Source organism: Frankia sp. CcMO1 (genome assembly GCF_977945845.1).
This window is the reverse complement of the sequence record NZ_CDWTMG010000013.1, coordinates 22,479-47,658: the sequence shown is the minus strand read 5'-3', so window position 1 is coordinate 47,658 and position 25,180 is coordinate 22,479. Positions and strand designations below refer to the sequence as shown.

Here is a 25,180-nt window from a genome sequence, read left to right as displayed (position 1 = left end):
GGCGGATCGAGTACGGCCACGCGGCACGTTCGGCCCGGCTCGGCCGGCATCGCCGCTACCGCGTCGAGTTCGGCACCGGATCGGCGAGCGAGGCCGACGTCGTGGTCCTCGCGGTTCCCGCGCATCGCGCGTCAGGCCTGCTCGCCGGCCTGGCCCCGGCCGCCACGGCGGCGCTCGACCAGATCGAGTTCACCGACCTGCGCGTGCTCGGACTCGGGTATCCGCGACAAGCCTTTGCCTGTTTCCCCAGGGGATTCGGCTTCCTGAGCCCGCCCGGTCAGGGGCTGCAGATCATCGGCGCCACGTTCAGCAGCAACGCCTTCGAGGAGCAGGCGCCGCCGGGCAGCGTGCTGGTCCGGGCCTTCGCTGGTGGCGTCTTCGCGCCGAGGTTGGCCGACCTGGGCGCCGAGGAGGCGTTGCGGGTCGTCACGGCCGACCTGCGCCGGGTTCTGGACGTCCGCGGCGAACCCGAGTTCGTCCGGGACGTGGTGTGGCGGCGCGCCATTCCGCAGTACTCCCGGGACCACCTCGCGATCCTGCAGCGACTGGACGACGCGCTGGGCGGGCTGCCGGGCCTGCACGTGGCCGGCAACTCCTACCGGGGACCGGGTCTGGGCGACACGATTCGCGAATCCGTCAGGCTGGCAACGACTCTGACACGCCGACCGGAACCGGTCCGGGTCGCGGGTTGAAGGGGGAACGAATGGGACGGACACGTGAGCTTCAGGGGACACTGCTGGACGCGCTCGGCGGCACGGATACCGGCGTGGCTCCCGTCTGGCTGATGCGTCAGGCCGGCCGCTATCTCCCCGAGTACCGGGACATCAAGGAACGTCACGGCTTCTGGCAGATGGTCCGCACGCCCGAGCTGGCCGCCGAGGTGACGTTGCAACCGCTGCGGCGGTTCGAGCTGGACGCCGCGATCCTGTTCTCGGACATCATGACGCCGTTGCCGCCGATGGGCGTGGAGATCGAGTTCACGCCGGGCCCGGTGATCGCGACTCCGGTGAGGACGTCCGCGAACGTCGGCGATCTCGTCCTGCCGGAACAGGACGAGATCGCGCCCTTCGTGGCCGAGGCGATCCGGATGGTCACGGCCGCCACCTCGAGGCCGCTGGTCGGCTTCGCCGGTGCGCCGCTGACGCTGGCCGCGTATCTCGTGCAGGGCGGTGGTGGCGGCGACTACGTCGCTTTCCGCACCTGGTTGCGGTCCAGGCCGAGGGCGGCCACCGACCTGCTGGACATCCTCACCGAGGTGACCATCCGGTACCTGCGGATGCAGGTCGCCGCGGGCGTCGACGCCGTCCAGCTGTTCGACAGCTGGGCGGGCATCCACGACACCGAGACGTACCGGACCTACGGGGTTCCGTACGTGCGGCGCGTGCTGGACGCGATGGGCCGGCTCGGCGTGCCGCGGATCTACCTAGCCGTCGGGGCGAGCCACCTGTACCCGCAACTGGCGGAGTTGCCCGTCGAGGCGCTGAGCATCGACTGGCGGGTCCCGCTGGACCAGGCCCGCGCCGTCCTCGGTCCCAAGGCACTGCAGGGCAATCTCGACCCCGCCGCGCTGCTCGCGCCGCCGGAGGTGCTCACGGCCGAGGTGGAGCGCGTCCTCCGGGCGGGACTCGGTGGACCGCACGTCTTCAACCTGGGGCACGGAGTCCTGCCCGACACGCCGTTGGGCAATGTCGCGCGAGTGGTGGACACCGTGCACGCCGTGAGCCGCCACCGCGAAGGGGGATCGTCATGAGCAGGGTCCAGGCCGTCGTGGACCTGCTGCACCGGGAGCAGGACCGGCTGGTCCGCGACTTCGAGTCGCTCGACTCGCGCAGCACGTTCCGGCAGGCGCCGTGGAGCCGGCCGGAGTTGGGCCGGGGGGTGGCCCGCATCCTGGAGGAGGGGAACGTCTTCGAGCGAGCCGGGGTGAACGTGTCGCACGTCCGCGGCCCGCGAGTGCCGGACGCCATCGGCAAGGCGCACCCGAACGTGCGCGGAAAGCCGTTCGTCGCCACGGGAATCTCCATGGTGCTGCACCCGGTCAATCCGTACGCGCCGTCGTTCCACGCCAATTTCCGCTACTTCGAGGTCGGCGAGGACAACGAGCAGTGGTGGTTCGGCGGCGGGGCGGACCTGACGCCGTCGTACGGGTTCGAGAACGACGCGACCCACTTCCACACCACGCTCAAGGAGTGCTGCGACCGGCACAACCCCGCGTGGTACCCCGCCTGGAAGGAGGCGTGCGACTCCTACTTCTTCCTGCCGCACCGCGATGAAATGCGCGGCGTGGGAGGCATCTTCTTCGATCGCCTCTCCACGGCGGAGGGCGTCTCCTGGCAGGAGGGCCACGACTTCGTCGTCGACGCGCTGCAGGCGCTCACCCGGGCGTACCTGCCGATCGTGCGGCGCCGCAGCCGGATGGCCTACGGCGAACGGCAGCGGCGGTGGCAGCTGCTGCGCCGCGGCCGCTATGCCGAGTTCAACTTGCTCTACGACCGGGGCACCCGCTTCGGCTTGGAGACGAGGGGGAACACGGAGGCCATTCTGATGTCACTGCCGCCCCACGCAGCCTGGGCGTTCGAGGTGACCGCGGAGCCGGGCAGCGCCGAGCAGGAAACGGCCGGCTATCTGCGGCCCCGGGCGTGGGCCCGCCAGGCGGCGCCGGCGGAGGTGCCGTCGTGACCGCGGAAGCGCGGGTGCGTCCCGCGACACGCTCCCAGCAGCTGATGTCCCGTGCCGGGCGGGTCATTCCGGGCGGAGTGAGCTCACCGGTGCGCGCCTTCGGCGCCGTCGGCGGGCAGCCGCCCTTCATGGCCGCCGGCTCGGGACCGTATCTGGTGGACGAGGACGGGAACGAATACGTCGACCTCGTCTGCTCCTGGGGTCCGCTCATCCTGGGACACCGGCACCCCGCCGTCGTCGCCGCCGTCGAGCGAGCGTTGGCGCGGGGGATGAGCTTCGGCACGCCGACGGCTGCCGAGGTCGACCTCGCCGAATGCATCACAGACCGGGTCGCCCCGGTGGAGCAGGTGCGCCTCGTCAGCTCCGGCACGGAGGCGGTGATGAGCGCCGTCCGGCTGGCTCGGGGCGTCACCGGGAGGCCGGCCGTCGTGAAGTTCGCCGGGTGCTACCACGGTCACGCGGACTCGATGCTGGTGTCGGCCGGATCCGGTGTCGCGACGTTCGGGTTGCCCGCGTCGGCCGGCGTCACCGCCGCCACCGCGGCAGAGACCATCGTGCTGCCCTACAACGACGTGGTGGCGGCGACGGAGACCTTCGCCGCCGCGGGCGACCGGATCGCAGCCGTCGTCGTGGAGGCGGCCGCGGCGAACATGGGCGTCGTCCCGCCACGTGACGGGTTCAACGCCGCGTTGCGCTCGCTGTGCGACCGGCACGGCGCCCTGCTCGTTCTCGACGAGGTGCTCACCGGATTCCGGGTCGCCCCGGCCGGCTGGTTCGGCCTCGAAGGGGTGGTTCCCGACTTGTTCACCTTCGGCAAAGTGATGGGCGGCGGGCTACCGGCGGCGGCCTTCGGCGGGCCGGCGCGGCTCATGGAGCGGCTGGCGCCACTGGGCCCGGTCTACCAGGCCGGGACGCTGTCGGGGAACCCGCTGGCCGTGGCCGCGGGTTTGGCCACGCTGCGGCACTGCACGGCGGAGGTCTACGAGATCCTCGACCGGCGGGCCGAGCAGGTCGGCCGGCTGGTCACGGAAGCGCTGTCGGCATCGGGCGTCCCGCACGCCCTGCAGCGCGCCGGGTCGCTCTTCAGCGTCTTCTTCACCGAGCTCGAGGCGGTTCGTGACTACGAAGACGCCCGCCGCCAGGACGCCGTCCGCCACGCCGCCTTCTTCCACGCCATGCTCGACCGCGGCGTCCACCTGCCGCCGTCGATGTACGAGGCGTGGTTCCTGTCCGCCGCCCACGACGACGACAGCGTGGCGCGGATCGCCGACGCGCTCCCGGCCGCCGCCCGTGCGGCCGCCGGCGCCAGGGAGGATCGATGACAACCGCCGAACGCCGCCACCGCGACTCAGGCCGGCCGGCGCCGGACGCTCCGGTGCCGGTCCGGACCGACCCCGCCAAGGAGACGGCGTTCCGCCGGACCCAGCGTGACCGGCTGGAGCGATACCTGCGGCTGCGAGCCGAGCGCGGCGAGACCGCCGCCCGCGAGGAACTGCTCCAGGGCTACCCAGAGCTGCAGCGGGCGAAGATGGGCCCGCTGATCACGGGTGTACCCCTGATCCAGGGCTTCGAGAAGGCCGTGCCGATGTTCGCGGCCATCGGCGTCGCCGAGGAGGTCATCGACGTCTCGGACGAGGCGACCGACGCCGTCCTCGAGATCGCGACCACCTGCATGTGCCGCAACGCCGCCGCCGATCTCGGGGAGGCTTCCACCGGGCCCGTGCTCTGCGAGCTCGACTTCGAGGCCACCAGGCGGGCCTTTCCCGACCTGTCGGTGCGTGCGGAGCGCCAGCAGGCGGCCGGCGCCCAGGCCTGTGTTTTCCGCTACTGGCGTGCGCGCGAGGCCGGCGCCGGACCCGGCCGGTCGGATCCGCCGTGATCTTCCGCCGGGGACGACCGGAGCCCCTCCAGGCCGGTGAGCGCGAGGCGCGTGGCGTCGGCGATCACTGCCTGGCTCGGCTCACCCTGGCTCAGGAGGCGCACCGCGGCATTGACGATCCCTTGCACGAGCGTCGCGGCCGATTCCGGGCGAGGCACCTCGAGGGCGAGGAGCACCTCGGCGACGCGCGGCCCGAACCGGGCGTGAATGTCGCGCAGCCGGGCCCGCGCGGTGCTGTTGAGCGGAGCTTCGCGGAGCACGTCGGCGAGCTGGTGCTCTCCGGAGTCCGCCAGCTCGAGCTGGGCCTGGATGTAGGCGACCACCTTGTCGCGGGGGTCCTCGACGGCGTCCATCGCCCGCTGCACCTGCTCCAGCCAGTGGGGCAGGACGCGCTCGCAGACCGCGACCGCCAGCTCGTCCCGCGACGGGAAGTACGAGTAGATCGACGGGCGTGCCAGGCCGGTTCGGGTCGCGAGTGCGGAGAAGGTCAGCGCAGGGTAGCCCTTCTCGAGGAGCAGCTCGTAGGCCGAGTCGAGGATCATCGCGCTCTGCCGCGCACGATGTTCGGCCAGCGTGGCCTCGATCAACCGTGGCATCTGGGCATCGTAGGCGACCAGGGCTGTTCCCGACGCCGCGTCGGCATCTCCTCTATGATGCCGACGTCATGTTGGTGAGCAGACGCACTGTCGGATACCTCCCGGCGGCGTCGTGATCGGGGGTGGCGTGAGTGCTGGAAATCCTGGCCAGAGCGGTAGCGGGCTCTCGCCGGCGGGCGGCCTTGACCGTCCTGGCATGGCTACTGCTGGCCGTGGTGTTACCGGTGCTGGCACCCAAGATCGCCGACGTCGAGGACAACCGCGCCACGAACGACCCGCCGGCCGCGGCGGAGTCCGTGACCGCCCGCGCGCTGGTGCAGGAGGCATTCCCCGACCAGCGGGGCACTCCCGCCCTCGTGGTGTTCCGGAACCCGCACGGCCTGAACGCGGACGACCTGGCCCGGGTCCGCTCGGTCACCGCGACGCTCGACTCGCCGCAACGTCCTGCCGGCGTCGCGGGCGCGGTCTCGATCATCAACCAGCCGCAGGCCGCTAGCTCGCTGATGTCCGCAGACCGCACCACGACGGTGATCGTCGTGCCCTGCCTGGGGTCCCCGAGCGAAGACGCTTTCGGTGAGACCGTCGATGAGGTGCGCCGCGTCGCCGGACGCGGCGGCGAGGATCTGCAGGTCCGCGTGACCGGCCCCGCCGGCATCATCCGCGACACCGTGAAGGCGTTCGGCAGCGCCAACCTCGTGCTGCTCTTCGGCACGCTGAGCCTGGTACTGATCCTGCTCCTGGCGATCTACCGCGCTCCGGTGATGGCGCTGGTCCCCCTGGTGGCGGTCGGCATCGCGATCGAGATCACCAACGCGATCGGCGCCGCGCTCGTGTCGGCGGGCGCGTTCGACGTGAACTCGCAGGCGGCGTCCATCATGACCGTCCTGCTGTTCGGCATCGGGACCGACTACTGCCTGTTCGTCATCAGCCGATATCGAGAGGAACTGCGAGGCGGGGCGGAACGTGTGATCGCCATGCCCAGGGCGGTCGCGCGGGTGGGAGAGGCGCTGGTCTCCAGCGCCGCAACGGTGATCCTGGGCCTGCTCATCCTCCTGCTGGCGACGCTGCCCGCGTTGCGCGGCTTCGGCCCCTTCCTCGCCCTGTCGGTGCTGGTGATGCTCGCCGTCGGCCTCACGCTGGTGCCCGCGCTCGTGGTCCTGCTGGGACGCACCGCGTTCTGGCCGAGGCGGCTGCAGGGCGGTGCCAGGCAGCGGTCGCTGTGGTCCTGGATGGCCACCATCGTCCTCGGGCGACCGGTCCGAGTCGTCGCCGCATCCGTCATGCTGCTGGTGATCCTGGCCAGCGGCCTCCTGGGCTACCGGGAGAGCTACAACTTCCTGACGGGGTTCCGGGTGCCCACCGACTCCAAGGCCGGTCAGGATCTGCTGAACGCCGCTTTCCCCGCCGGTGAACTGGCGCCGACGACGGTGCTCGTCGACGGCAGGGGGGAGCAGGTCGGGCAGCACCTGGACGCCGTGGACCGGGTGACCGAGGCCATCCACCAGATCGACGGCGTCCGTTCCGTCACCGGTCCCACGAGGCCGCCGGGACCGGCCCAGGCCGACCTCCGGGCCGCGGCGGCCGGGCCCGGGAAGCCGTTCGTCGCACCGTCGGGCACCGTCGCCCGGCTCAGCGTCGTGTACACCGACGACCCCTACCGGAGCGCGGCGCTCGACCGGACGCAGCAGGTGCGGGACGTCGCCCGGCAGGCGCTCGCCGGCTCTGACCTGTCCGGCGGCCGGGTGCTGGTGGCCGGCGAGAGCGCCATCAACGCCGACCTGCGCGCGGCGAGCCGGCGCGACCTGTCGGTGATCGTCCCGCTCACGCTGCTCGTGATTGCCCTGGTCCTGGCGGCGCTGCTCCGCTCCCTCGCGGCGCCGCTCTACCTGATCGCCACCATCACCGGGTCCCTGTTCGCCACGGTGGGCGTCACCGTCTTCGCTCTCGTGACCGTGGCGGGCGACGAGGGGATGGGGAACCGCGTCACAGCGTACATCTTCGTGTTCCTGGTGGCCCTGGGCGTGGACTACAACATCTACCTGATGAGCCGGGTACGCCAGGAGATCCGCGTGCACGGAGCCGACCGGGGGCTGCACGTCGCCCTGACCCGGTCCGGCGGCGTCATCAGCTCGGCCGGTGTGATCCTCGCAGGCACCTTCGCGGTCCTGATGACGCAGCCGATCAGGGAACTCTTCCAGTTCGGATTCGCCATGACCTTGGGGATCCTGCTCGACACGTTCGTCGTGCGAGCGGTTCTCGTGCCCGCGATCGTCAAGCTACTGGGACCGCGGGCTTGGTGGCCCAGCAGGCCCGCGGGTCCGCCGGGCCGGGGAACGGCCGTAGGAGCGGACGCGGCTGCCGCCGACGGCATTCCGAGGAGCGAGCCGGCGTCACGGCCGGGATGAGACAGCAGGCGCCGAACGGCGCGGGAGGAGCGGAAATGAATGGTTTCCGGCGGGATACGTACGGCGACCGGGTGGCCGGGGTCTACGACCGGCTCCACCCCGGCGTCCTGTCCACCGACGACGCCGTGGCGACGCTGGCCGATCTGGCGGACGGCGGTTCCGTCCTGGAATTGGGCGTCGGCACGGGACGCCTGGCGATACCGCTCGCCGAGCGAGGGCTGAAGGTCACCGGCATCGACATCTCCGAGGGCATGCTGGCCCAGCTCGCGCAGAAGCCCGGCGGTGAGCTGGTAGAGGCGGTACACGGCGACTTCGCCGAGCTGCGCCTGCCGGACGAGTTCGCCGTGGTCGTCGCGGCGGCGGACACGTTCTTCATGCTCACCTCCCAGGACCAGCAGGTGCGGTGCGTCGCCACCGTCGCGGAGCACCTCGCGCCGGGCGGGGTCTTCGTGGTCGAGGCGTTCGTGCCCGACCGCGCCCGCGCCACCGCCGGGAACGTCGCGGTCCGCAAGGTCACTGCCGACGCCGTCGTGCTCGGCGCCTCCACGCATGACCCGGTGCACCAGCAGATCGAGGGCGCGCAGATCGTCATCGACCGTGCTGGCGTGCACTTCGCCCCGGCGGGGATGCGGTACGTCTGGCCCTCCGAGCTGGATCTGATGGGCCGCCTCGGCGGCCTTCGACTCCGGAACCGTTGGGGCGGCTGGACTCGCGAGCCCTTCGGCGCCGGCCACCTTCGGCATGTCTCCGTCTACGAGTCGGCCGGGGTGGCGGCATGAGAGAGATCGTGGTGCTGATCGAGCGGGCGTATGACGCACCGCCGACGCGGGTGTTCGCGGTCCTCGCCGACTACCGCGGCGCGCGATCGCAGATCCTGCCGCCGCAGATCACCGACTACCACGTGCTGCAGGGCGGCCAGGGCGCGAACACCTGCGTCGGCTACCGGCTCCACGCGACGAGGAAGCGTGTCCGGACGGTAGCGGCGACGGTGACGGAGCCTGAACGCGGACGCCAGTTGCTGGAAACCGACGCCAACTCGTCGTTGCAGGTGCTGTGGACCGTCGCGGAGGCGGCCGGCGGCCGGAGCCGGGTGACCGTCCGCGTGCGGTGGGCGGGCGCGGAGGGCGCGGGAGGGTTCTTCGAGCGCAGGTTCGCGCCGCCCGGGATCAGCCGGATCTACGCCGCCGAGCTCGAGAGGCTTGAACCGGTTCTCGCCTGAGCCGGCCGGCCGTCCGGCCGACGGGCACCGCCCCGAGGTGGCCTGCGCCCAGCGGGCGGGCCCGCGGCGACCCGCAGCGGCTGGTCCCTGGGGCGCCTGCTGACGCATTCCGCAACCGGTGGGCCGGCGCACGGACGCTCGCTGCGCCACCGTTTCGCCGGGCGTCACGGTGAGAGAGTGCTCGCGACCCCACCCCGGGCCCTCTGGCGACATTCAGACTTGCAAAGATTAGCAATTGCTGAACACTATGGCCAGCGATGGCCAGCGGCTCAGGGTGGCTTCGCGGCGGGAACGTCACCGGTGGGGCGACGGCAGCAGGCCGCGGACGGCGGCTCGGGAGCACGGGAGGGAGGACGCCGGTGAGCACGCCGCTGTACCAGCTCAAAGCGGAGTTCTTCAGGACGCTGGGGCATCCTGCGCGGATCCGGGTGCTGGAGCTGTTGAGCCAGCGGGAGCACGCGGTCGCCGAGATGCTGCCGGAGGTCGGGATCGAGGCGGCGCACCTGTCTCAGCAGCTCGCGGTGCTGCGGCGTGCGGGTCTCGTGACCACGCGCAAGGAGGGTTCGACCGTGTTCTATTCGTTGACCAGCCCCCACGTGGCGGAGCTCATGGCGGTGGCTCGGTTGATCCTGACCGGTGTGCTGTCCGGGCAGGTCGAACTACTCGAGGGCCTCCGCACCTCGGCGTCGTCGGCGGTGGTTCCGGACGGGGGCGGACGCGACCCGGGTGCGGCGGGCGGTGCGCCGCGCTAATTGCCTGGCTCGTCATGGCGACGGGTGGGTGACCCGTCCTCATGTTCCGCACATGTACCCGACCTGTACCGACACGAGAGTGAGACCGTGCTGGCTTTGTGGCGCAAGATCCGCCGGACTGGGCGAGTGGCCGAGTCCGAGCCTTCCCTGCCCGCCGATCGGCCCGCGGCCGCGGTGTGCCTGCGCGGGTCGGTCCAGTTGCGGCACGTGGACGCGGGGTCGTGCAACGGTTGTGAGGTGGAGATCGGCTCGGCGTTCGGGCCCGTCCATGACGTCGAGCGGTACGGCGCCCGGCTGGTTGCCTCGCCTCGACATGCCGACGCGCTGATGGTGACCGGGCCTGTGACGCGCAACATGGCCGAGCCGCTACGGCGCACGTTCGAGGCGGTTCCCGGGCCAAAGCTGGTGGTAGCGGTAGGGGACTGTGCGCGGAACTGCGGGGTCTTCGCCGGCGCCTACGGAGTCGTCGGCGCCGTGCGGGATGTGGTGCCGGTCGACGTGGAGATCGCTGGCTGTCCGCCGCGACCGGAGGCGATCGTCGAGGGCCTGCGGAAACTGACCGGTCGATGAACATCGCCGCCGCGGGCTTCGGCGTCGCCGTCAGCCTGGGGGGCCTGACCGCGCTCGTGGCCCTTGTGCTGCCGCCCGCTGTGCGGTCGACGGTGGTCGGTCTCGGAACGGCGTCGACCGGAGTCGCGGGTGTGCTGGCCGGCGTCGCGGCGACGTCGGGACAGCCGGTCGCGGTCACGCTTTCCTGGCTGTTGCCGCTGTCGGGGGTATCGCTCACCCTGGACGCGCTGGGTGGGCTGTTCGTGGCGGTGGCCGGCGGTGTCGCCGTGGCGGTCGGGGTCTACGCGATCGGCTACACCCGGTCGGATGAGCTTCAGGCACGAACCGTTCAAGGAATGCTGCCGCTGTTCGTCGTCGCGATGATGCTGGTGCCGGCGGCCGCGACCATTGGCACGCTCCTGCTGGGCTGGGAACTGATGGCGTTGACCTCGCTGGTGCTCGTGGCCGCGGAGCACCGGCGTCGCCCCGAGGTGGTGCAGGCGGCCCGCTGGTACGCGGTCATGACCCACCTCGGTTTTGTGGCCGTCCTCATCGGGCTTCTCGTGCTGGTCGCGCACGCCTCGGACGACTCATTCCCTGCGCTGCGGGCGGCCGGCCGGCACGTGTCGCCGGGGGTCGCCGGCCTGGTGTTCGTCATGACGCTGGCGGGGTTCGCTTCGAAAGCGGGCGCCGTGCCGCTGCACGCCTGGCTCCCTCGTGCGCACCCCGAGGCGCCGAGTCATGTGTCGGCGTTGATGTCCGCGGCGATGGTGAACCTCGGTGTGTACGGGCTGGTGCGGGTCGGGTTCGACCTGCTCGGCGGCGGCACGTCCTGGTGGTGGCTGCTCGTGATCGCGCTCGGCGGGCTCTCGGCCGTGTACGGGATCCTGCAGGCGGCGATGAGCACCGATCTCAAACGACTGCTGGGCCAGTCGACCACGGAGAACATGGGCCTGGTCATGATCGGGGTAGGCGCCGCCGGGCTGTTCGCGACGTCCGGTGATCGTGCGCTGGCAGGGCTGGCGCTGGTCGCGGCGCTGCTCCACGTCGTCAACCACGCGGCGTTCAAGACGTTGCTCTTCCTGGCTGCCGGGTCGGTGCTGCACGCAACCGGAATTCGCGATCTCGACGCGCTGGGCGGGTTGAGGCCGGCGATGCCGATGACCACGGCGGCGTTCGGGCTCGGTGCTCTGGCCGCATCAGCGCTGCCACCGGGAACGGCCTTCGTGTCGGAATGGCTTCTGTTGCAGGCGTTGATCCACGGCCTGCCCACCGCCGGGACAGCCGCCGTCATCGCGATGCCGCTGGCGGTGGCGGCCGTCGCGTTGACCACCGGGCTGGCCGTCGCCACGTTCGTGAAGGCGTTCGGGGTCGGGTTCCTGGCGAAGCCACGCAGTACCGCCGCAGAGAAGGCCCGGGAGAGCCCGGCCGGCATGGTGACCGGGATGGGCGTCGCCGGACTCGCCTGCGTGCTTCTGGCGCTGCTGCCGACAATGGTCGTGCCGCCGCTGGTGGCCGCGTCCGGCATTGCCCTGGGCGGCGGCGACCCGGCAGCGTCCGGGGCGGTGACGCTGCGGCTGGCCGCGGTCACCGGGGCGCTGTCGCCTCCGCTTCTGGCCCTGGCGCTCCTGGGAGCCCTCGGCGTGACGGCCGGTGCGGTGCGGGCCGTGGCCGTGCGGTCGGTGCGGCGGAGCGCACGTGCGTGGGACTGCGGCGGCGGCCCGATGTCGGCGCGCATGGAGTACACGGCCACGTCGTTCGCCGAACCGCTCCAGCGGGTCTTCGACGACGTCGTCCAGCCGGAGCAGCACGTGGACGTGACGCACCACGAGGAGTCGCAGTACCTCGTGCGAGCCGTCGAGTACAGGCGCGCGCTGCCCGACCGGATCGAGCACCGCCTCTACCGGCCCGTGCTCGACGTGGTGGCGGCGTGGGGACAGGTGGGGCGAGGACTGGCGACCGGGAGCGTGCATCGCTACCTCGGCTACGGGTTCTACACGGTATGCGTGCTGCTGACACTGATGGTGACGATCCGGTGAACACGCTAGGCATCATCGGGGGCATCGTCCAGCCGGTGATCATCGTCGCAGGCTCGCCACTGCTGGTCGGGACGATGCGCCAGGTTCGCGCCAGGCTGGAGGGCCGGGCGGGGGCGGGTGTGGGTCAGCCGTGGCGGGATCTGCGCAAGCTGGTCGGCAAGGAGCGGATCGCGCCACGGGGGACGAGTGAAATGTTCCGGGTAGCGCCCCTCGTCCTGGTCTCGACCGCGCTGGTCGTCGCCGTAGCGGCACCGTTCGTCACCACCCACTCTGCCGTCGGCCCGATCAGCGACCTGTTCGCGGTGGTCGCGCTGCTCGCACTCGGCGCGGTCGTCCTGGCACTCGCCGGGCTGGACACCGGGTCGGCTTTCGGCGGGATGGGCGCCAGCCGAGAGATGACGATCCTCGCCCTCGTCGAGCCGACCCTCCTGATGTCGATCTTCGCACTCTCGGTGCGAGTGGGGTCGACCGACCTCGGAGCGATCGTGTCCTCGACCCTGCGCGAGCCGGCGCGAGTGATCTCACCCGTCAGCCTGCTGGCCGCCGTCGCACTGGTCGTCGTCATCGTCGCCGAGACCGGGCGGCTGCCGGTGGACAATCCCGCCACGCACCTGGAGCTGACCATGGTGCACGAGGCGATGGTGCTGGAGTACTCAGGCCCGGACCTCGCCCTCGTCGAGCTTGCCTCCGCGATGCGGCTGTCGATCTTCCTCGGGTTGCTGGCGAACCTGTTCCTCCCGTGGGGCATCGCCACAACCGCCAATCCGCTCGCGCTGCTGGTCGGCGTGCTGGCCCTGCCGGTGAAGGTCGGCCTGCTCGGAGTGGCGCTGGCGGTGAGCGAGGTGTTCCTGGCCAAGTTGCGGCTGTTCCGGGTCCCCGAGCTCCTCGCCGGGTCGTTCCTGCTCGCGCTGCTGGCCGTCACCGCCTCGTTCTTCCTGGCGTGACGGCGGACGGGCGAGATGAGCGAGACGGTGTTCGTGCAACTGCTGGACCTGTCCTGCGGGGCGATGCTGCTGACCGCCGTCCTCGTGCTGTGGCTGCGCGAGCTGGCCGTGATAGTCGGGGTACTCGCGGCGCAGGGTCTCGCCCTGGCCACACTCGTGGGGGTCCTGGGCGCGCACGAGAGCTCCGCCGAGCTGTGGGCGGTGGCCGTCGGCGTCCTGGTGCTGCGTGGCGGTGTGTTGCCCCACCTGCTGCGGCGGGCGCTGGCCGGTACCGGCCAGGCGCAGCGGGAGACCCGGCCACTGGTCAACGTCCCCGCCTCCCTGCTCGCCGCCGCAGTGCTGACGATGCTGGCGTACGCAGTCTCCCAGTCGCTCGTGGAGCTGGCGCCGTCCCCCGCGACCCAGGCGATCCCGGTGGGGCTGACGATGTTCCTGATCGGGTTCTTCTTGCTGGTCACGCGGCGCCATGCGGTGTCCCAGCTGGTCGGTTTCCTGGTGATGGACAACGGGATAACCGTGGTCGGGTTTCTCACCACGTCGGGGATCGGGTTGATCGTCGAACTCGGCGTGTCCCTGGACGTGCTGCTGGCGATTCTGGTCCTGCAGGTCCTGACGGCGCGGATGCGCGAGACCTTCGGCGACACCGACCTGGACGAGCTGCGGGAGCTGCGCGACTGATGATCATCTTGCTCGTCCCGGTAGCGGTGCCGGTCCTCGGCGCGGCCACGTACGCTGTCGCCGGCTGGCGGCGGTCCACCGCCTGGGTCAGCGCATTCAGTGCGGGCGGCGTTCTCGTCGCCGCAGGCGCCGTTGCCGTCTCCGCAACCGGTAGCGGCCCGCTCACGGCGGCCGGCGGGCTGCTGCGCGCAGACGCCCTCTCGGCGTTCATGCTCATCGTGATCGCCTCGGTCGCCGTGCTGGCCACCCTGGCGACGCCGGCCTACCTGAAGGCCGAGATCACCGCGGGCCGGGCCACGGCGCGGACCGCCGCGCGGCACAGCGTCCTCGTCCAGCTCTTCCTGGCCACCATGGCACTCGGGGTGCTGGCCGCGAACCTCGGCCTGGTCTGGGTGGCGATCGAGGCCACCACGATCGTGACCGCGTTCCTGGTCGGGCAGCGGCGCAGTCGCGCGGCGGTGGAGGCGGCGTGGAAATACGTCGTGATCTGCTCCACCGGGATCGCCCTGGCGCTGCTCGGCACGATCGTCCTCAACTTCGCAGCCTCCCGCGCCCCCGACCCGTCCGGTCTGGACCTGGTGGCTCTGACCGCGACGGCACCCGGCCTCGATCCCGCGGTCACCCGCATCGGGGTGGCGTTGCTGATCGTCGGATTCGGCGCCAAGGCAGGCCTGGTGCCCCTGCACGCCTGGCTGGCCGACGCGCACTCCCAGGCGCCGGCGCCGGTGTCGGCGCTGATGTCGGGGGTGCTGCTCTCCGTCGCCTTCTACGCGATCCTGCGGGTCAAGGTGATCGCCGACGCCGCGCTGGGGCCCGCGTTCGCCCGGACCCTGCTGGTGGCGATGTCGCTAGCGTCCCTCGTGTTCGCCGCGACGCTGCTCCTGGGGCAGCGGGACTACAAGCGCATGCTCGCCTACTCCAGCATCGAACACCTGGGACTGGTGGCACTCGGAGCCGCGGTCGGCGGCCCGCTGGCCCTCGCAGCGGTCCTGCTGCACATCCTCGGCCACGGTCTGGCGAAGGCCGTGCTGTTCCTGGGAGCCGGGCGGATCCTGCAGGTCACCGGGACCAGCCGCATCGACGATGTCCGTGGCCTGTCGGCGCGACACCCCATGCTGGCCGGTTGCGTCGGGGCCGGCGTGCTCGCGCTGATCGGGCTACCCCCCTTCAGCCTGTTCGCGAGCGAACTCGGCATCGCGCGCGCAGGCTTCGCCGCCGGGCTGGGCTGGGCGACCGCTGCCGCCCTGATCCTGGTGCTGGTGATCGCCGCCGCGCTCGTCGGTCACAGCAGCCGGATGCTGCTCGGCGGGCCGGCCGGCCGGACGGACGGGGCAGATGGGGCGCCCGGCCTGCCCGTGTCGACGGCGGTCGCGCTGGTGGGCGGACTGCTGGCCTGCGCCGCGCTGGGCACCGCCTCCGGACCCCTGTCGTCCCTGCTGTGGCTGGCCGCGAACACCCTCGTGGAGGCGCGGTGAACGCGCCGGACGCCGCTGCCCACGGCGACGAAGTCGGAACGCACCGCACCGCCCTCGCCGTCACCCCGGACGACCTGACCGCCCGCGTGCGCCCCCTGCTGGACGACGGGTACCGGGTCGCCCTCGTCAGCGGCCATGACGACGGCCCCAGGCTTCGGGCCGTCTACCTGCTCACCGCCGACGCACCGGACCGGCGGGTGGAGCTCCACGTTCCTCTTCCCCGGGACGCGCCCAGGGTGCCCAGTCTGGCCGCCCTCTCCTTCCCCGCCGGGCGGTTCGAACGTGAGATGCGTGACCTGTACGGCATCGTGCCGACCGGCCACCCGTTGCCCCGGCGGCTGGTCCGGCACTTCCACTGGCCGCGGGGCTGGTACCCGATGCTGGCCGACGCCGGCGACCCACCCGGCTTCGGCGACGTCGACGGCCCCTACCCCTTCCGAACGGTCGAGGGCCCCGGGGTGTACGAGATACCGGTCGGACCGGTGCACGCCGGCATGATCGGACCGGGCCACTTCCGGTTCTCGGTCGTCGGTGAGACCATCCTGAACCTCAAGGCCCGGCTCTGGTTCGCCCACCGCGGAGTCGAGAAGCTGTTCCAGGGACGTCGCCCGGCCGACGCAGTCGAACTGGCCGAGCGCGTCACCGGCGACACCAGCGTCGGGCACACCCTCGCCTTCTGCCAGGCGGTCGAGGACGCGCAGCGACTGGCCGTACCCGAACAGGCACACCGGATCCGGGCGCTCCTGCTCGAGCTGGAGCGGATCTACAACCACGTCACGGACGTCGGGGCACTCTGCAACGACGTCGGCCACGGGATCCTCAACATCCACGCCCAGCGCGTCCGAGAACAACTCCTGCGCCTCAACGACGAGACCACCGGGCACCGCCTGCTCCGCGGCGCCATCCGGCCCGGCGGCGCCGCCGTCGCAAGCCTGCCGAACCCGGGCCGGCTGGCCGGGATCGGCGCCGACATCGCCGAGATCGTCGCCCTGGCACTGGGGAACGCCGTGGTGCACGACCGGTTCGCCGGCACCGCCGTGCTCACCAAGGCCCAAGCCGCGGACCTGGGCACCCTTGGCTACGTCGCCCGCGGCAGCGGCCTGACCCTCGACGCGCGCTACGACCACCCATTCCTCACACCGCATCCGCTCCGCCCCAAGCACAGCCACACCGAAGGCGACGTGCTGTCTCGCTTCCTCGTCCGCGCCGAGGAGGCTGCGCACTCCATCGAGACCGCTATCGCGCTGGTGGAGGCGCTGTCCGGGAATCGGAACGGGAAACCGGGCACGCTGGCTGCGAGACCAACGACGGGCGCCGGGTCGGGTCGCTCCGGGGTCGGCATCGTCGAGGGCTGGCGCGGCACGATCGTGCATCGCATCGAGTTGGCCGCGGACGGCACCCTGGCCCGCGTGAAGATCGCCGACCCGAGCTTCTTCAACTGGCCGGCGCTGCCGGTTGCGCTCGCCGACACGATCGTCCCGGACTTCCCGCTCAGCAACAAGAGCTTCAACCTCTCCTACGCCGGCAACGACCTGTAGCACTCCGCGCCACTCCGCGCGCGCGGAGTGGCGCGGAGTCAGAGGTGAGCGGTCGCCGTCGGGGTTCCGGGGCGGCGCCGCAGCGGGCACGCCGGGACCACCGTCGCGCACGTGCTCAGCACCGTCGTGACGACGGCCAGGACGACCAGGGCCGGGACGCGGATGCCGTCGGGGGCCTGCTGGGCGAGGACGAGGCCGCCCATCGCCAGGACGAACCAGCCGAAGGCCCGGCGCAGGGTGTCGGCCGGGATGCGGCCGACAAGCCGGGCGCCGACCAGGCTGCCGGCCACGGTGGCGACGGTGACGGCACCGACGACCGGCCACTCGATCGACACGGTGGCCAGGTACCCGGTCAGCGCCGCGCCCGACTTCATCGCGATCACCAGCAGGGAGGTGCCGACCGCCACGCCCATGGGGAGCCCCCCGAGCAGGGCCAGCGCCGGGACGACGAGGAAGCCCCCGCCGGCGCCGACCAGCCCGGTGGCGACACCGACGGCGGCGCCGTCCGCCAGCACGCGCCTGACCGGCAGTTCGCGGTGCACGGCCGCGGGGTCGACCTCCCGCCGGCCCCGGAGCATGGCCACGGCGGTGGCGATCATCATCAGGGCGAAGGCGGCCAGAAGCAGCTGGCCCGGGAGGTGACTGCCGGCGAGGCCGCCGGCGAGGGCGCCGGCCATACCGGCGACGCCGAACAGCAGCCCGGTGCGCCAGCGGACCCGACCCCGCCGGGCGTGCCCGGCGGCCCCGACGGCCGCGGTGGCGCCAACGACCACCAGTGACGCGGCGATCGCAGCCTTCGCGTCCATGCCCGCGACGTAGACCAGCAGCGGCACCATGAGGATCGAACCGCCGCCACCGAGCAGGCCGAGGGCGAGACCGACGACGGCGGCCAGCGCAAGGGTGACGACCAGGGTCACGACGCTCACCGCCTCCCGCTCGGCCGGTCCGCCGCCGGGCCGGTGGGGACGGTCGGCCGCGGGCTGGTGGCGTCGCACGGACGGTAGGCGAGGGTGGGTGCGTCGAGGTTGCGGGTCATGAGGACACCGCCCGGCCGGTGACGAGCGGGAGGCCGGCGGGTTCGGCGTTGTCGAGGGAGTCGTCGACGGCGACGGCAGGGAAGCCGTGGGCGTCGAGCAGGGAGGCGACGACGCCGGCGCGGTAGCCGGCGGCGCAGTGGACCCAGACCGGACCCTCGGTGTCGTCGGGGACCTCGTCGAGGCGGCCGAGGACTTCGTGGATCGGGATGTGCAGGGATCCGGGGAGGTGCCGCTCGGCGCGCTCCTGGTTCCGCCGGACGTCGAGCACGACCGGTCGGCGGCCGGCCGCGAGCTCGGCGGTGAGGTCGGCGAAGGTGGCCGTGGGGTAGCTCCGCAGCGGCTCGCCGCCTGCCCACTCCGAGGGCTCGCCGGTGGCCATCGCGGCGGGCCGGTCGATGCCGATGCGGACCAGCTCCCGCTGGGCCTCCGCGACGTCCTCGCGCTCCTCGCCGAGCAAGGTCACAGGGGTGCCCCACGGGAGGAGCCAGCCGAGGTAGGTGACGAACTGCCCGTCGAGGCCGAAGCTCAGCGCCCCGCGGAGATGTCCGGCGGCGAAGGCGGTGTGCGTGCGCAGGTCGACCACCCACTCGCCGGCCTCGATCCGGCGGCGCAGCTCCACGGGGTCGGCCCGGTCGGGCTGGGACAGGTCGATCTCGCCCGGCCCGGCCGCGTTCGCGGGCGCCATGTGGGCGTAGTAGGCGGGGTAGGCGTCCAGTCCCGCCAGGAGCTCCTCGACGTAGCCCTCCAGACCCTGGGTGAGCGCAGGGTTGGCGACCTTCTCCCGCCCGATGGTGCTCGCCGTCCCGTCGGACTGGGTGGCGGAGCAGAAGCTGCCGAAGCCATGGGTCGGGTAGACGGCGGTGGACCCGGGCAGCTCCGTGGCGAGCCGTTGCGCGGAGCGCCACTGGGCGTGCGCGAGCGTCTGCGTGTGATCGGGCCCGAGCAGGTCCGGCCGGCCGGTGGAGCCGTAGAGCAGGGAGCCGCCGGTGAATACCGCGACGGGCTCGTCATCGCCGGACCGGCCGTCGGACAGTGCGAAGGACAGGTGCGTGTGCGTGTGCCCCGGCGTGTGCAGCGCCCGTACCCGCATCCGGTCGCCGACGGCGACCACGTCGCCGTCGCGCACTCCGACGCGGTCGAAGGAGACCGGGTCGTCGGCGTTGAGCACGTACCGCGCCCCGACCTCGCGGGCCAGCGCGTAGCCGCCGGTCACGTAGTCGTTGTGGATGTGCGACTCGAAGACGTGGGTGATCCGCACGCCGGCCGCCTTCGCCAGGTCCAGGACGCGGTCGTGGTCACGCTGCGGATCGACCACAAGGGCCACCTCGCCGTCGTGGGCGAGGTAGGCGCGGTCGCCGAGACCGGGGGTGTCCAGCGGCAGGACGGTGATCGTCATCGGGGGTCCTCTCGGATCAGGGGTCGTGGCGAAAGACTTCGTCGCGCGGACGTGACGCAGACGAGCCGTGCCGAAAGCCGTGGCCCGCGGGCTCCGGCCGCCAGCCTGGCGGATTCTTATACCCCTGGGGGTATATGTGTCACAACCACGACCTGCGCTCTCGCATTCCCCCAGGGGTACGCGCGAGGTGCGGGCAAGATCACCCAAGGCCCATCGGTGTGGCTCTGTGGAGTACGACAGAGGCATGGCCGGCGGCTCCGTGACGCCGCCGGGCGTCGTGCGGGGGGTCCTCAATCTCGGCGAACCGCCTGCCGATGGTTTGGGTATGGATTCGTCGAGGGCCTCCCCGCAGGGAGGGACGGCGAGTCGATCCGCCGTTCCTGCGCAGCGGGTGGGGGCCCCGGCCGGGGTCGAGGTGCTGGCCGAGCTCGGGCGGGGCGCGACCAGCGTCGTGTACCGCGCGCGCCGGGACGGGGCCGAGTACGCCCTCAAGGTGCTCGACTCCACCGGCCGGGGCGCGGCGCAGTCCCTGGTGGCGTTCCGGCGCGAGGCGGCATTGCTGGCCAGCGTGAACCACCCGGCCGTTCCCCGGATCCACGAGATCGGCGCCGTCGAGGGGCGGCCGTACCTGGTCACCGACCTGGTCGAGGGAAGATCCTTGGCCGAGCTGTTGAGCGGCGGCGCGCAGCCGCCGGACCGTGCGCTCGCCATCTGCCTCGACGTGCTGGACACGCTGTCCGCGGTGCATCGGGTCGGGCTGGTCCACCGCGACCTCAAGCCGCACAACATCATGGTTCTCGACGACGGCGAGGCCCGGCTGATCGACTTCGGGCTGGCGGGGCGCGGCGCCGGTACGGGTGCCGGTGCCGGGCCGGACGGGGAGGCCGTCGTCGGTACCCTCGCCTACTCCGCTCCGGAACAGTCCGGGGTGTTGAAGCGGCCGGTGGATCGCCGTTCGGACCTGTACTCCCTCGGCGTGACTCTGTTCGAGTGCGTCACCGGGCGGCTGCCCTTCGTCGCGACGGACGTCGGCGAGCTGCTTCGCATGCATGCGACCGTCCCGCCCCCGGATCCCGGCACGATCGTGGCCGGGATTCCCGGCACGCTGTCGGCGATCGTCCTCAAGCTCCTGGCCAAGGACCCGGACGACCGGTACCAGACCGGCGAGCAGCTCATCCACGATCTTTCCCGGTTGCTGGCGGACCCGGCCGCCGTCTTCATCCCCGGCGCGGTGGCTGCCGACGGTCCGTCCGCGCCCGGCGAGGCGCACCCCGACTCGCCAATGAGCGGTCGTGCGGCGGAGCTGGCCGAGCTGCGCGAGAGCTGGGCCCAGGCCGCGGCCGGGCGCGGCAGCATCGCACTGGTGCGCGGTGCACCGGGCGTGGGCAAGAGCCGCCTGTCCCGTGAGGTGGTCCGCGAGGCGCGTCGCCAGGGTGCGCTCGTCCTGCAGGGCAAGTGCGATCCCGACGACCCCGTTCCCCTGGCCCCGCTACGAGCGGCGATGGAGAGCCATCTGCGCGCCGTCGCCGAACTCCCCGAACTGGCCCGCGAGGAGGAGGTGACCCGGCTGCGCGAGGCCGCCGGCACAGCTGCCCCCCTCGTGGCGACGCTGTCCCCGCGGCTGGCCCGGCTGCTCGGCACGGAGCGGCTCGCCGAGGCCGACTGGCAGGACCAGTTCACCGAGGCCGTGGCCGGCCTGATGCTCGAGCTGGCCCGGCGCTCGGCCGGACTGCTGCTGTACCTGGACGACGTGCAGTGGCTCGACGCCGCCACCCAGCGGGTTGTGCACCGGCTGTGCGTCGATCTGGCCCGGGTTCCGGTGCTCGTGCTCGCCACTGCACGTGACGACGAGGACAGCCTTGCCGCGACCGACGCGTTCGCCGGGGCCGTGGGCGACAGCCTGGCGAGCGATCTGACCCTGAAGGCGTTGACGGAGCGCGACGTCGCCGCGCTGATCTCGGCCCGGCTGCCCGGTGTGGAGGCCGGCGTCGAGCTGGGCGCCCTGCTGGCCGTCCGTGGCAACGGCAATCCGTTCGTCATCGGCGAGTACCTGCGTGCCGTCGTGGACGCCGGTCTGCTGCACCCTTCGTGGGGCACCTGGCGGCTGGATCTCGCGGGTTTGGAGGCGCTCGACCTGCCACAGGACGCGCTCGGTCTGGTCCTGAGCCGGATCGAGGACATCGGCGAGGACGCCGAGCGGGTGCTCGTCGTGGCGGCGGCCCTGGGTACCCACTTCCGCGCGGACGTGGTGGCCGTCGCCTGCGGCCTGGGGCACCAGCGCGTGCAGGCCGCGCTCGTGGAGGCCACGACCCGCCTGCTGATCGAGGACGAGGAGCCGGGCGAGTACGCCTTCGTGCACGACCGGATCCGCGAGGCGTTGCTGAACCAGCTGGACGCGGCGGCCGCTGCCGGGCTGCATCAGGACATCGCCGAAGTGCTGGATGCCAGGGGGTCCACCGAACCCGAGCACGTGTACGCCGTCGCGCACCACTACCTGCACGGCCGGGCGGAAGCCGATCCGGCCCCGCGGCTGGCCGCCTGCCGGGCCGCCGGTCGTCTCGCGCTGGAGAGCCACGCCGCCGAGCAGGCCGTGAACTTCCTGGAGCCGGCCGCCGAGCTCGTCGTCGACGGGCGCGGGCCGGACGCGGCGTTCCTGCTGCTGCTCGGAACGGCGCTGGAACGTGCCGGGCGGTTCGCCGACGCCGAACGCCATCTCGAGCGGGCGCTCCAACTCGAGAGCGACCCGACGGCCAGGGCGGCCATCCTCACCCGGATCGCCGACGTCCACCGCGCCAGCTGGGACTGCGCCGGCGTCCGAGTCGCGGTGCACCGCGCGCTGGCCGAACTGCGGTACGTGATGCCGCGTGGCCGGGTCCGTCTGGTGCTGTCGACGCTCGCGCTGGCTCTGGTCGGCGTGTTCATCGGCCTCACCGGCATCGGCTTCGGCACCGCCCGGGGCGAGCAGCGCGAGCGGCTGCGCCTGATCGCCGCGCTCCACATGAGCGGGGCACGGGCAGGGACTCTCGACTCGCGCACGGGCGAGACAATCCTGCACCGCCTGCGCTCGCTCTATCCGCTGTCCCGCCTGGGCCCGTGCCCCGAGTACGTGCGCGGCATGGCCGGTCTCGGCTTCCTGACGGGCATGGTGGGCCTGCACCGGCTGTCCGGACGCCTGCTTCGCGGCGCCATGGCCACCGCCCACCGTCTCGCGGACCCGACCCTGGTCGCGACCGTCGACTGGTACGGAGGGCTCCGCGACTACCTCGGCGGCCGGGACGACGGCGAGCGCTGGCTGCGGTCGGTTGACGAGCACTCCCGTTGGCTCAGCACGGAAATGTGTGTCGACGCCACCGCCGCGCTGAGCTGGGACAGCACCGTACGCGGCCGGACCGGCGACGCTGCCGCCCGCTACGAGCGCGGGCTGGACCGGCTCGCCGGCAGCGGGCTGCAGACCACGCCGCTGCTCATCGCCTCTGTCGTGGTCACTGCGATGACCGGCCGCCGCGCCGAGGCCGGGAACCTGCTGCGCCGGGCTCAGGAGGGCCTCGCCGGAGTGAACGGTCGCGGGATGCTGTCGAACCTCCTGCTCGCGGAGATCTACAGCCTCCTCGAGCAGGCCGAGCTGGGAAAGCCGCTGGACGACGCCCTGGCCGCGTTCGAGGATCTCGACATCCCCCCACGATTCGCGAACCGGGGACAGCAGCCGTTCTACGTCTACCGGGCCTTCGCCCGGCTCGCCCAGTGCCGGTTCCTGCGCGATACCCGCCCGGAGCCGGCCGCCACACCTGCCCGCACCAGCCGGAGCGGCAGCCAGGACGCGGTGTCACCGGCTCGTCTGCGGGCCGCGGCGACGGCGGTGGACCAACTCCGCAAGGCGGCGCACACGCCAATGCTGCGCGCCTTCGAGCGCGCCGCACGGGCCGACCTGCTGACCCTCCAGGGGCAACCCGCCAAGGCCCTGGACATGCTCGCCACGATTCCTCCTCGGCAGCCGGAGGTTCCCGTCCTGACGTTCGAGGTCGCCAGGATCCGGGCCTGTGCCCTGCGGTCCCTGGGCTGCGCCGAAGAGGCCGAGCAGTCCGCGCTCTTCGCCCGGGTCCGGGCGAATCGGGAGGGGTGGGCGCACCGCGCGCGCTGGCTCGAATCGGAGTTCGGCCTTGCCGCATTCGCGGCCACGAACACCGGCCTCTCCTCCCTCTCGCACGCCGGGCTGACGGTGGCGGGCGTGCAACGGCAGCGGTTGCAGGCGCTGGAACAGGTCAGCAACGCGGCGACCCGGATACTCGATCCGGAGGTGCTCGCCCGGATCGCACTGGACGAGACGATCCGGATCCTGTCGGCCGAACGCGCCTTCCTGTTCCTCATCGAGGGCGAGGGTGACGACCAGAAGCTGGTGCCGCGCCTGGGGCGCAGTGCCACGGGTGAGGACGTCGGCCGGTTGACGGGTCACAGCTCCACTCTGGTGGAACGCGTACGTGCCACGCGCGAACCTCTCGTCGTCACCGGCACCGAGGAGGGTGAGGCGCTCGGCGCGGAGTCAGTGGTGCTGCACGGATTGCGCAGCATCATGGTCGCCCCCCTGCAGCTGGAGTCGCGGCTGCTCGGCGTCGTCTACCTGGACAGCCAGGTCGCCAAGGGCATCTTCACCCCGGACGACGTCGGCATCCTCACCGCACTGACCAACCACATCGCCACCGCGCTGGAGACGGCGCGCGCCGCGCAACTGGAGGTCTCGGTCGCCGCCGCCCGGCAGCAGCGCGAGGTCGCCGAAGGGCTGCGCGAGGCCTTCACCGGGATGTCCCGCCTGCACGACCCCGAGCAGGTGCTCGCCCAACTCGTCGACGCCGCGACCCGGCTGCTGCCCGGCGTCGACGTCCACCTGCTGTCGCAGGACGCGGCTGCCGCGTTCGCCGTCGAACGCGAACCGGACACCGCGTGGATGGCGCTTCCGCTCGAGACCCGGGACGGCGTCCTCGGGCACCTTGCCCTGGTCGGCACGCACGCCGCCGAAGACGCCACCGTCGAACTGGCCGGCGCCCTGGTCGCGCAGGCCATGACGGCGTACGACAACGCCAGCCTGCTCGCCGAGGTGCAGCGCCTGGCCGAGGTCGACGAGCTGACCGGCCTGGCGAACCGCAGGCGGCTCTTCGACCTCGCCGCCCGCGAGCTGAGCCGGGCCCACCGGGGCGGGCGCCCACTCGCGGCGCTGATGCTCGACATCGACCACTTCAAGCAGATCAACGACGGATACGGCCACCCGACCGGCGACGACGTCATCCGTGCGGTGGGCACCCGGCTCGCGGCCACCGTCCGGGAGAACGACGTGCTCGGCCGATACGGCGGCGAGGAGTTCGCCGTCGTCCTGACCGGCTCCGGCTCCGGCTCCGGCCTGACCTCGACGACCGCCGAGCGACTGCGCCGGGCCATCTCGGACGATCCCGTGCCCACCCGCAGCGGCGATCTCGACGTCACGGTCAGCGTCGGCGTGGCCGTCCTGCGTGAGGGCGACGACCTCACCACATTGCTGGCCCGCGCCGACCGCGGCTTGTACCGCGCCAAGCGACAAGGCCGCAACCGAGTCTGCACCGACGAGTAGGACGAGTAGGAACGCGGACGGGCGAGACCTGGGTTCCCGGGTCGACCCGGCGTCCCCACGGACCGACCGCCACGCGAGACACAGCGCTCGCAAAGGCCGCATTCGGGTTGTAATCAGGAATTTCGAGCATCGTTGCGACGCCGGACGACACCGGCGGAACGCCCAAATCATCGGCCAGCGTGCCGATCCGACTGATGGAGGTAGCTATGCCGGGGATCCCCCCGCTGCCGCCGTTCCCGAAGCCACCCGCTCCGCCCTTTCCGCCGCCCCCTCCGAGGCCGCCGTTTCCACCGGCACGCTGATCCCGGCGGCTTGACGTGAGCGAAGGGGTCGGCGAGCAACCCGTGCTCGCCGGCCCCTTCGGAGCGATCGGGCGGATCGACGGGGCACGAGCAAAG

Annotated in this window: 19 protein-coding genes; 16 read left to right on the top strand and 3 right to left on the bottom strand. The window is 72.2% G+C overall.

The genetic code is table 11. The features are described 5' to 3' along the window. The 5 genes from hemG to AC08OU_RS03610 all read left to right on the top strand — a co-directional run. Nucleotides 1–692: protoporphyrinogen oxidase (gene hemG, locus AC08OU_RS03630; protein WP_476604352.1), on the top strand; the 692-nt coding region annotated here is incomplete at its 5' end. 11 nt (nucleotides 693–703) lie between these two features. After that, on the top strand, nucleotides 704–1,750 hold the full coding sequence (hemE, locus tag AC08OU_RS03625) for a uroporphyrinogen decarboxylase (RefSeq protein ID WP_476604351.1): 1,047 nt from the start codon (nucleotides 704–706) through the stop codon (nucleotides 1,748–1,750). Next, the gene (hemF, locus tag AC08OU_RS03620) at nucleotides 1,747–2,679 is read left to right on the top strand and encodes an oxygen-dependent coproporphyrinogen oxidase (protein ID WP_476604350.1); all 933 of its coding nucleotides are present in this window, start codon (nucleotides 1,747–1,749) and stop codon (nucleotides 2,677–2,679) included. Before hemE ends, hemF begins: the two co-directional genes overlap by 4 nt. Beyond that, a complete protein-coding gene (hemL, locus tag AC08OU_RS03615; RefSeq protein ID WP_476604349.1) occupies nucleotides 2,676–4,001 on the top strand; it encodes a glutamate-1-semialdehyde 2,1-aminomutase in 1,326 nt (441 codons plus the stop codon). Before hemF ends, hemL begins: the two co-directional genes overlap by 4 nt. Continuing rightward, on the top strand, nucleotides 3,998–4,558 hold the full coding sequence (locus AC08OU_RS03610) for an L-2-amino-thiazoline-4-carboxylic acid hydrolase (RefSeq protein WP_476604348.1): 561 nt from the start codon (nucleotides 3,998–4,000) through the stop codon (nucleotides 4,556–4,558). Before hemL ends, AC08OU_RS03610 begins: the two co-directional genes overlap by 4 nt. Here the strand turns inward: AC08OU_RS03610 and AC08OU_RS03605 are convergent. After that, complete coding sequence (locus AC08OU_RS03605; RefSeq protein WP_476604347.1) at nucleotides 4,504–5,154, bottom strand: TetR/AcrR family transcriptional regulator; 651 nt, start codon at nucleotides 5,152–5,154, stop codon at nucleotides 4,504–4,506. The two genes, AC08OU_RS03610 and AC08OU_RS03605, sit on opposite strands and share 55 nt — an antisense overlap. Nucleotides 5,155–5,285: 131 nt before the next feature. On the opposite strand from AC08OU_RS03605, the gene AC08OU_RS03600 reads away from it, so the two are divergent. From AC08OU_RS03600 to AC08OU_RS03555, 10 genes are all read left to right on the top strand, one after another. Further along, a complete protein-coding gene (locus tag AC08OU_RS03600; protein ID WP_476604346.1) occupies nucleotides 5,286–7,559 on the top strand; it encodes an MMPL family transporter in 2,274 nt (757 codons plus the stop codon). Between the two features lie 35 nt (nucleotides 7,560–7,594). Continuing rightward, complete coding sequence (locus tag AC08OU_RS03595; RefSeq protein ID WP_476604345.1) at nucleotides 7,595–8,338, top strand: class I SAM-dependent methyltransferase; 744 nt, start codon at nucleotides 7,595–7,597, stop codon at nucleotides 8,336–8,338. Continuing rightward, nucleotides 8,335–8,778 carry an SRPBCC family protein gene (locus AC08OU_RS03590; protein WP_476604344.1) on the top strand — a complete coding sequence of 148 codons (444 nt, stop codon included), beginning with the start codon at nucleotides 8,335–8,337 and terminating at the stop codon, nucleotides 8,776–8,778. The genes AC08OU_RS03595 and AC08OU_RS03590 overlap by 4 nt, the downstream gene beginning before the upstream one ends. 359 nt (nucleotides 8,779–9,137) lie before the next feature. Then, nucleotides 9,138–9,530, top strand: coding sequence for an ArsR/SmtB family transcription factor (locus AC08OU_RS03585; protein ID WP_476604343.1), 393 nt, complete (start codon nucleotides 9,138–9,140; stop codon nucleotides 9,528–9,530). An 87-nt stretch (nucleotides 9,531–9,617) separates the two neighbouring features. Beyond that, a complete protein-coding gene (locus AC08OU_RS03580) occupies nucleotides 9,618–10,100 on the top strand; it encodes an NADH-quinone oxidoreductase subunit B family protein (RefSeq protein ID WP_476604342.1) in 483 nt (160 codons plus the stop codon). Then, nucleotides 10,097–12,118, top strand: coding sequence for a proton-conducting transporter transmembrane domain-containing protein (locus AC08OU_RS03575; protein WP_476604341.1), 2,022 nt, complete (start codon nucleotides 10,097–10,099; stop codon nucleotides 12,116–12,118). The genes AC08OU_RS03580 and AC08OU_RS03575 overlap by 4 nt, the downstream gene beginning before the upstream one ends. After that, nucleotides 12,115–13,062, top strand: a complete 948-nt coding sequence (locus AC08OU_RS03570; protein WP_476604340.1) for a respiratory chain complex I subunit 1 family protein — start codon at nucleotides 12,115–12,117, stop codon at nucleotides 13,060–13,062. Before AC08OU_RS03575 ends, AC08OU_RS03570 begins: the two co-directional genes overlap by 4 nt. A 15-nt stretch (nucleotides 13,063–13,077) precedes the next feature. Next, nucleotides 13,078–13,740: a hypothetical protein gene (locus AC08OU_RS03565; protein WP_476604339.1), complete on the top strand. Its 663-nt coding sequence runs from the start codon at nucleotides 13,078–13,080 to the stop codon at nucleotides 13,738–13,740. Beyond that, nucleotides 13,740–15,215, top strand: coding sequence for a proton-conducting transporter transmembrane domain-containing protein (locus AC08OU_RS03560; protein ID WP_476604338.1), 1,476 nt, complete (start codon nucleotides 13,740–13,742; stop codon nucleotides 15,213–15,215). The genes AC08OU_RS03565 and AC08OU_RS03560 overlap by 1 nt, the downstream gene beginning before the upstream one ends. Continuing rightward, complete coding sequence (locus AC08OU_RS03555; protein ID WP_476604337.1) at nucleotides 15,212–16,753, top strand: hydrogenase large subunit; 1,542 nt, start codon at nucleotides 15,212–15,214, stop codon at nucleotides 16,751–16,753. The genes AC08OU_RS03560 and AC08OU_RS03555 overlap by 4 nt, the downstream gene beginning before the upstream one ends. 38 nt (nucleotides 16,754–16,791) lie before the next feature. Here AC08OU_RS03555 and AC08OU_RS03550 read toward each other — a convergent pair whose 3' ends face one another. Both AC08OU_RS03550 and AC08OU_RS03545 read right to left on the bottom strand, forming a co-directional pair. Then, nucleotides 16,792–17,679, bottom strand: a complete 888-nt coding sequence (locus tag AC08OU_RS03550; protein ID WP_476604336.1) for a sulfite exporter TauE/SafE family protein — start codon at nucleotides 17,677–17,679, stop codon at nucleotides 16,792–16,794. A gap of 106 nt (nucleotides 17,680–17,785) precedes the next feature. Further along, nucleotides 17,786–19,186 (bottom strand): MBL fold metallo-hydrolase, encoded by a 1,401-nt coding sequence (locus AC08OU_RS03545; protein ID WP_476604335.1) that lies wholly within the window; start codon nucleotides 19,184–19,186, stop codon nucleotides 17,786–17,788. A gap of 325 nt (nucleotides 19,187–19,511) precedes the next feature. On the opposite strand from AC08OU_RS03545, the gene AC08OU_RS03540 reads away from it, so the two are divergent. Beyond that, on the top strand, nucleotides 19,512–24,782 hold the full coding sequence (locus AC08OU_RS03540) for a diguanylate cyclase (protein WP_476604334.1): 5,271 nt from the start codon (nucleotides 19,512–19,514) through the stop codon (nucleotides 24,780–24,782). Nucleotides 24,783–25,180: the final 398 nt, after the last annotated feature.

Excerpts from the sequence above, each read along its gene's own strand:
- hemE (WP_476604351.1), top strand. The coding sequence starts at position 704 with ATGGGACGGACACGTGAGCTTCAGGGGACACTGCTGGACGCGCTCGGC.
- hemF (WP_476604350.1), top strand. The coding sequence starts at position 1,747 with ATGAGCAGGGTCCAGGCCGTCGTGGACCTGCTGCACCGGGAGCAGGAC.
- AC08OU_RS03610 (WP_476604348.1), top strand. The coding sequence starts at position 3,998 with ATGACAACCGCCGAACGCCGCCACCGCGACTCAGGCCGGCCGGCGCCG.
- AC08OU_RS03605 (WP_476604347.1), bottom strand. The coding sequence starts at position 5,154 with ATGCCACGGTTGATCGAGGCCACGCTGGCCGAACATCGTGCGCGGCAG.
- AC08OU_RS03595 (WP_476604345.1), top strand. The coding sequence starts at position 7,595 with ATGAATGGTTTCCGGCGGGATACGTACGGCGACCGGGTGGCCGGGGTC.
- AC08OU_RS03590 (WP_476604344.1), top strand. The coding sequence starts at position 8,335 with ATGAGAGAGATCGTGGTGCTGATCGAGCGGGCGTATGACGCACCGCCG.
- AC08OU_RS03575 (WP_476604341.1), top strand. The coding sequence starts at position 10,097 with ATGAACATCGCCGCCGCGGGCTTCGGCGTCGCCGTCAGCCTGGGGGGC.
- AC08OU_RS03565 (WP_476604339.1), top strand. The coding sequence starts at position 13,078 with ATGAGCGAGACGGTGTTCGTGCAACTGCTGGACCTGTCCTGCGGGGCG.
- AC08OU_RS03560 (WP_476604338.1), top strand. The coding sequence starts at position 13,740 with ATGATCATCTTGCTCGTCCCGGTAGCGGTGCCGGTCCTCGGCGCGGCC.
- AC08OU_RS03545 (WP_476604335.1), bottom strand. The coding sequence starts at position 19,186 with ATGACGATCACCGTCCTGCCGCTGGACACCCCCGGTCTCGGCGACCGC.
- AC08OU_RS03540 (WP_476604334.1), top strand. The coding sequence starts at position 19,512 with ATGGATTCGTCGAGGGCCTCCCCGCAGGGAGGGACGGCGAGTCGATCC.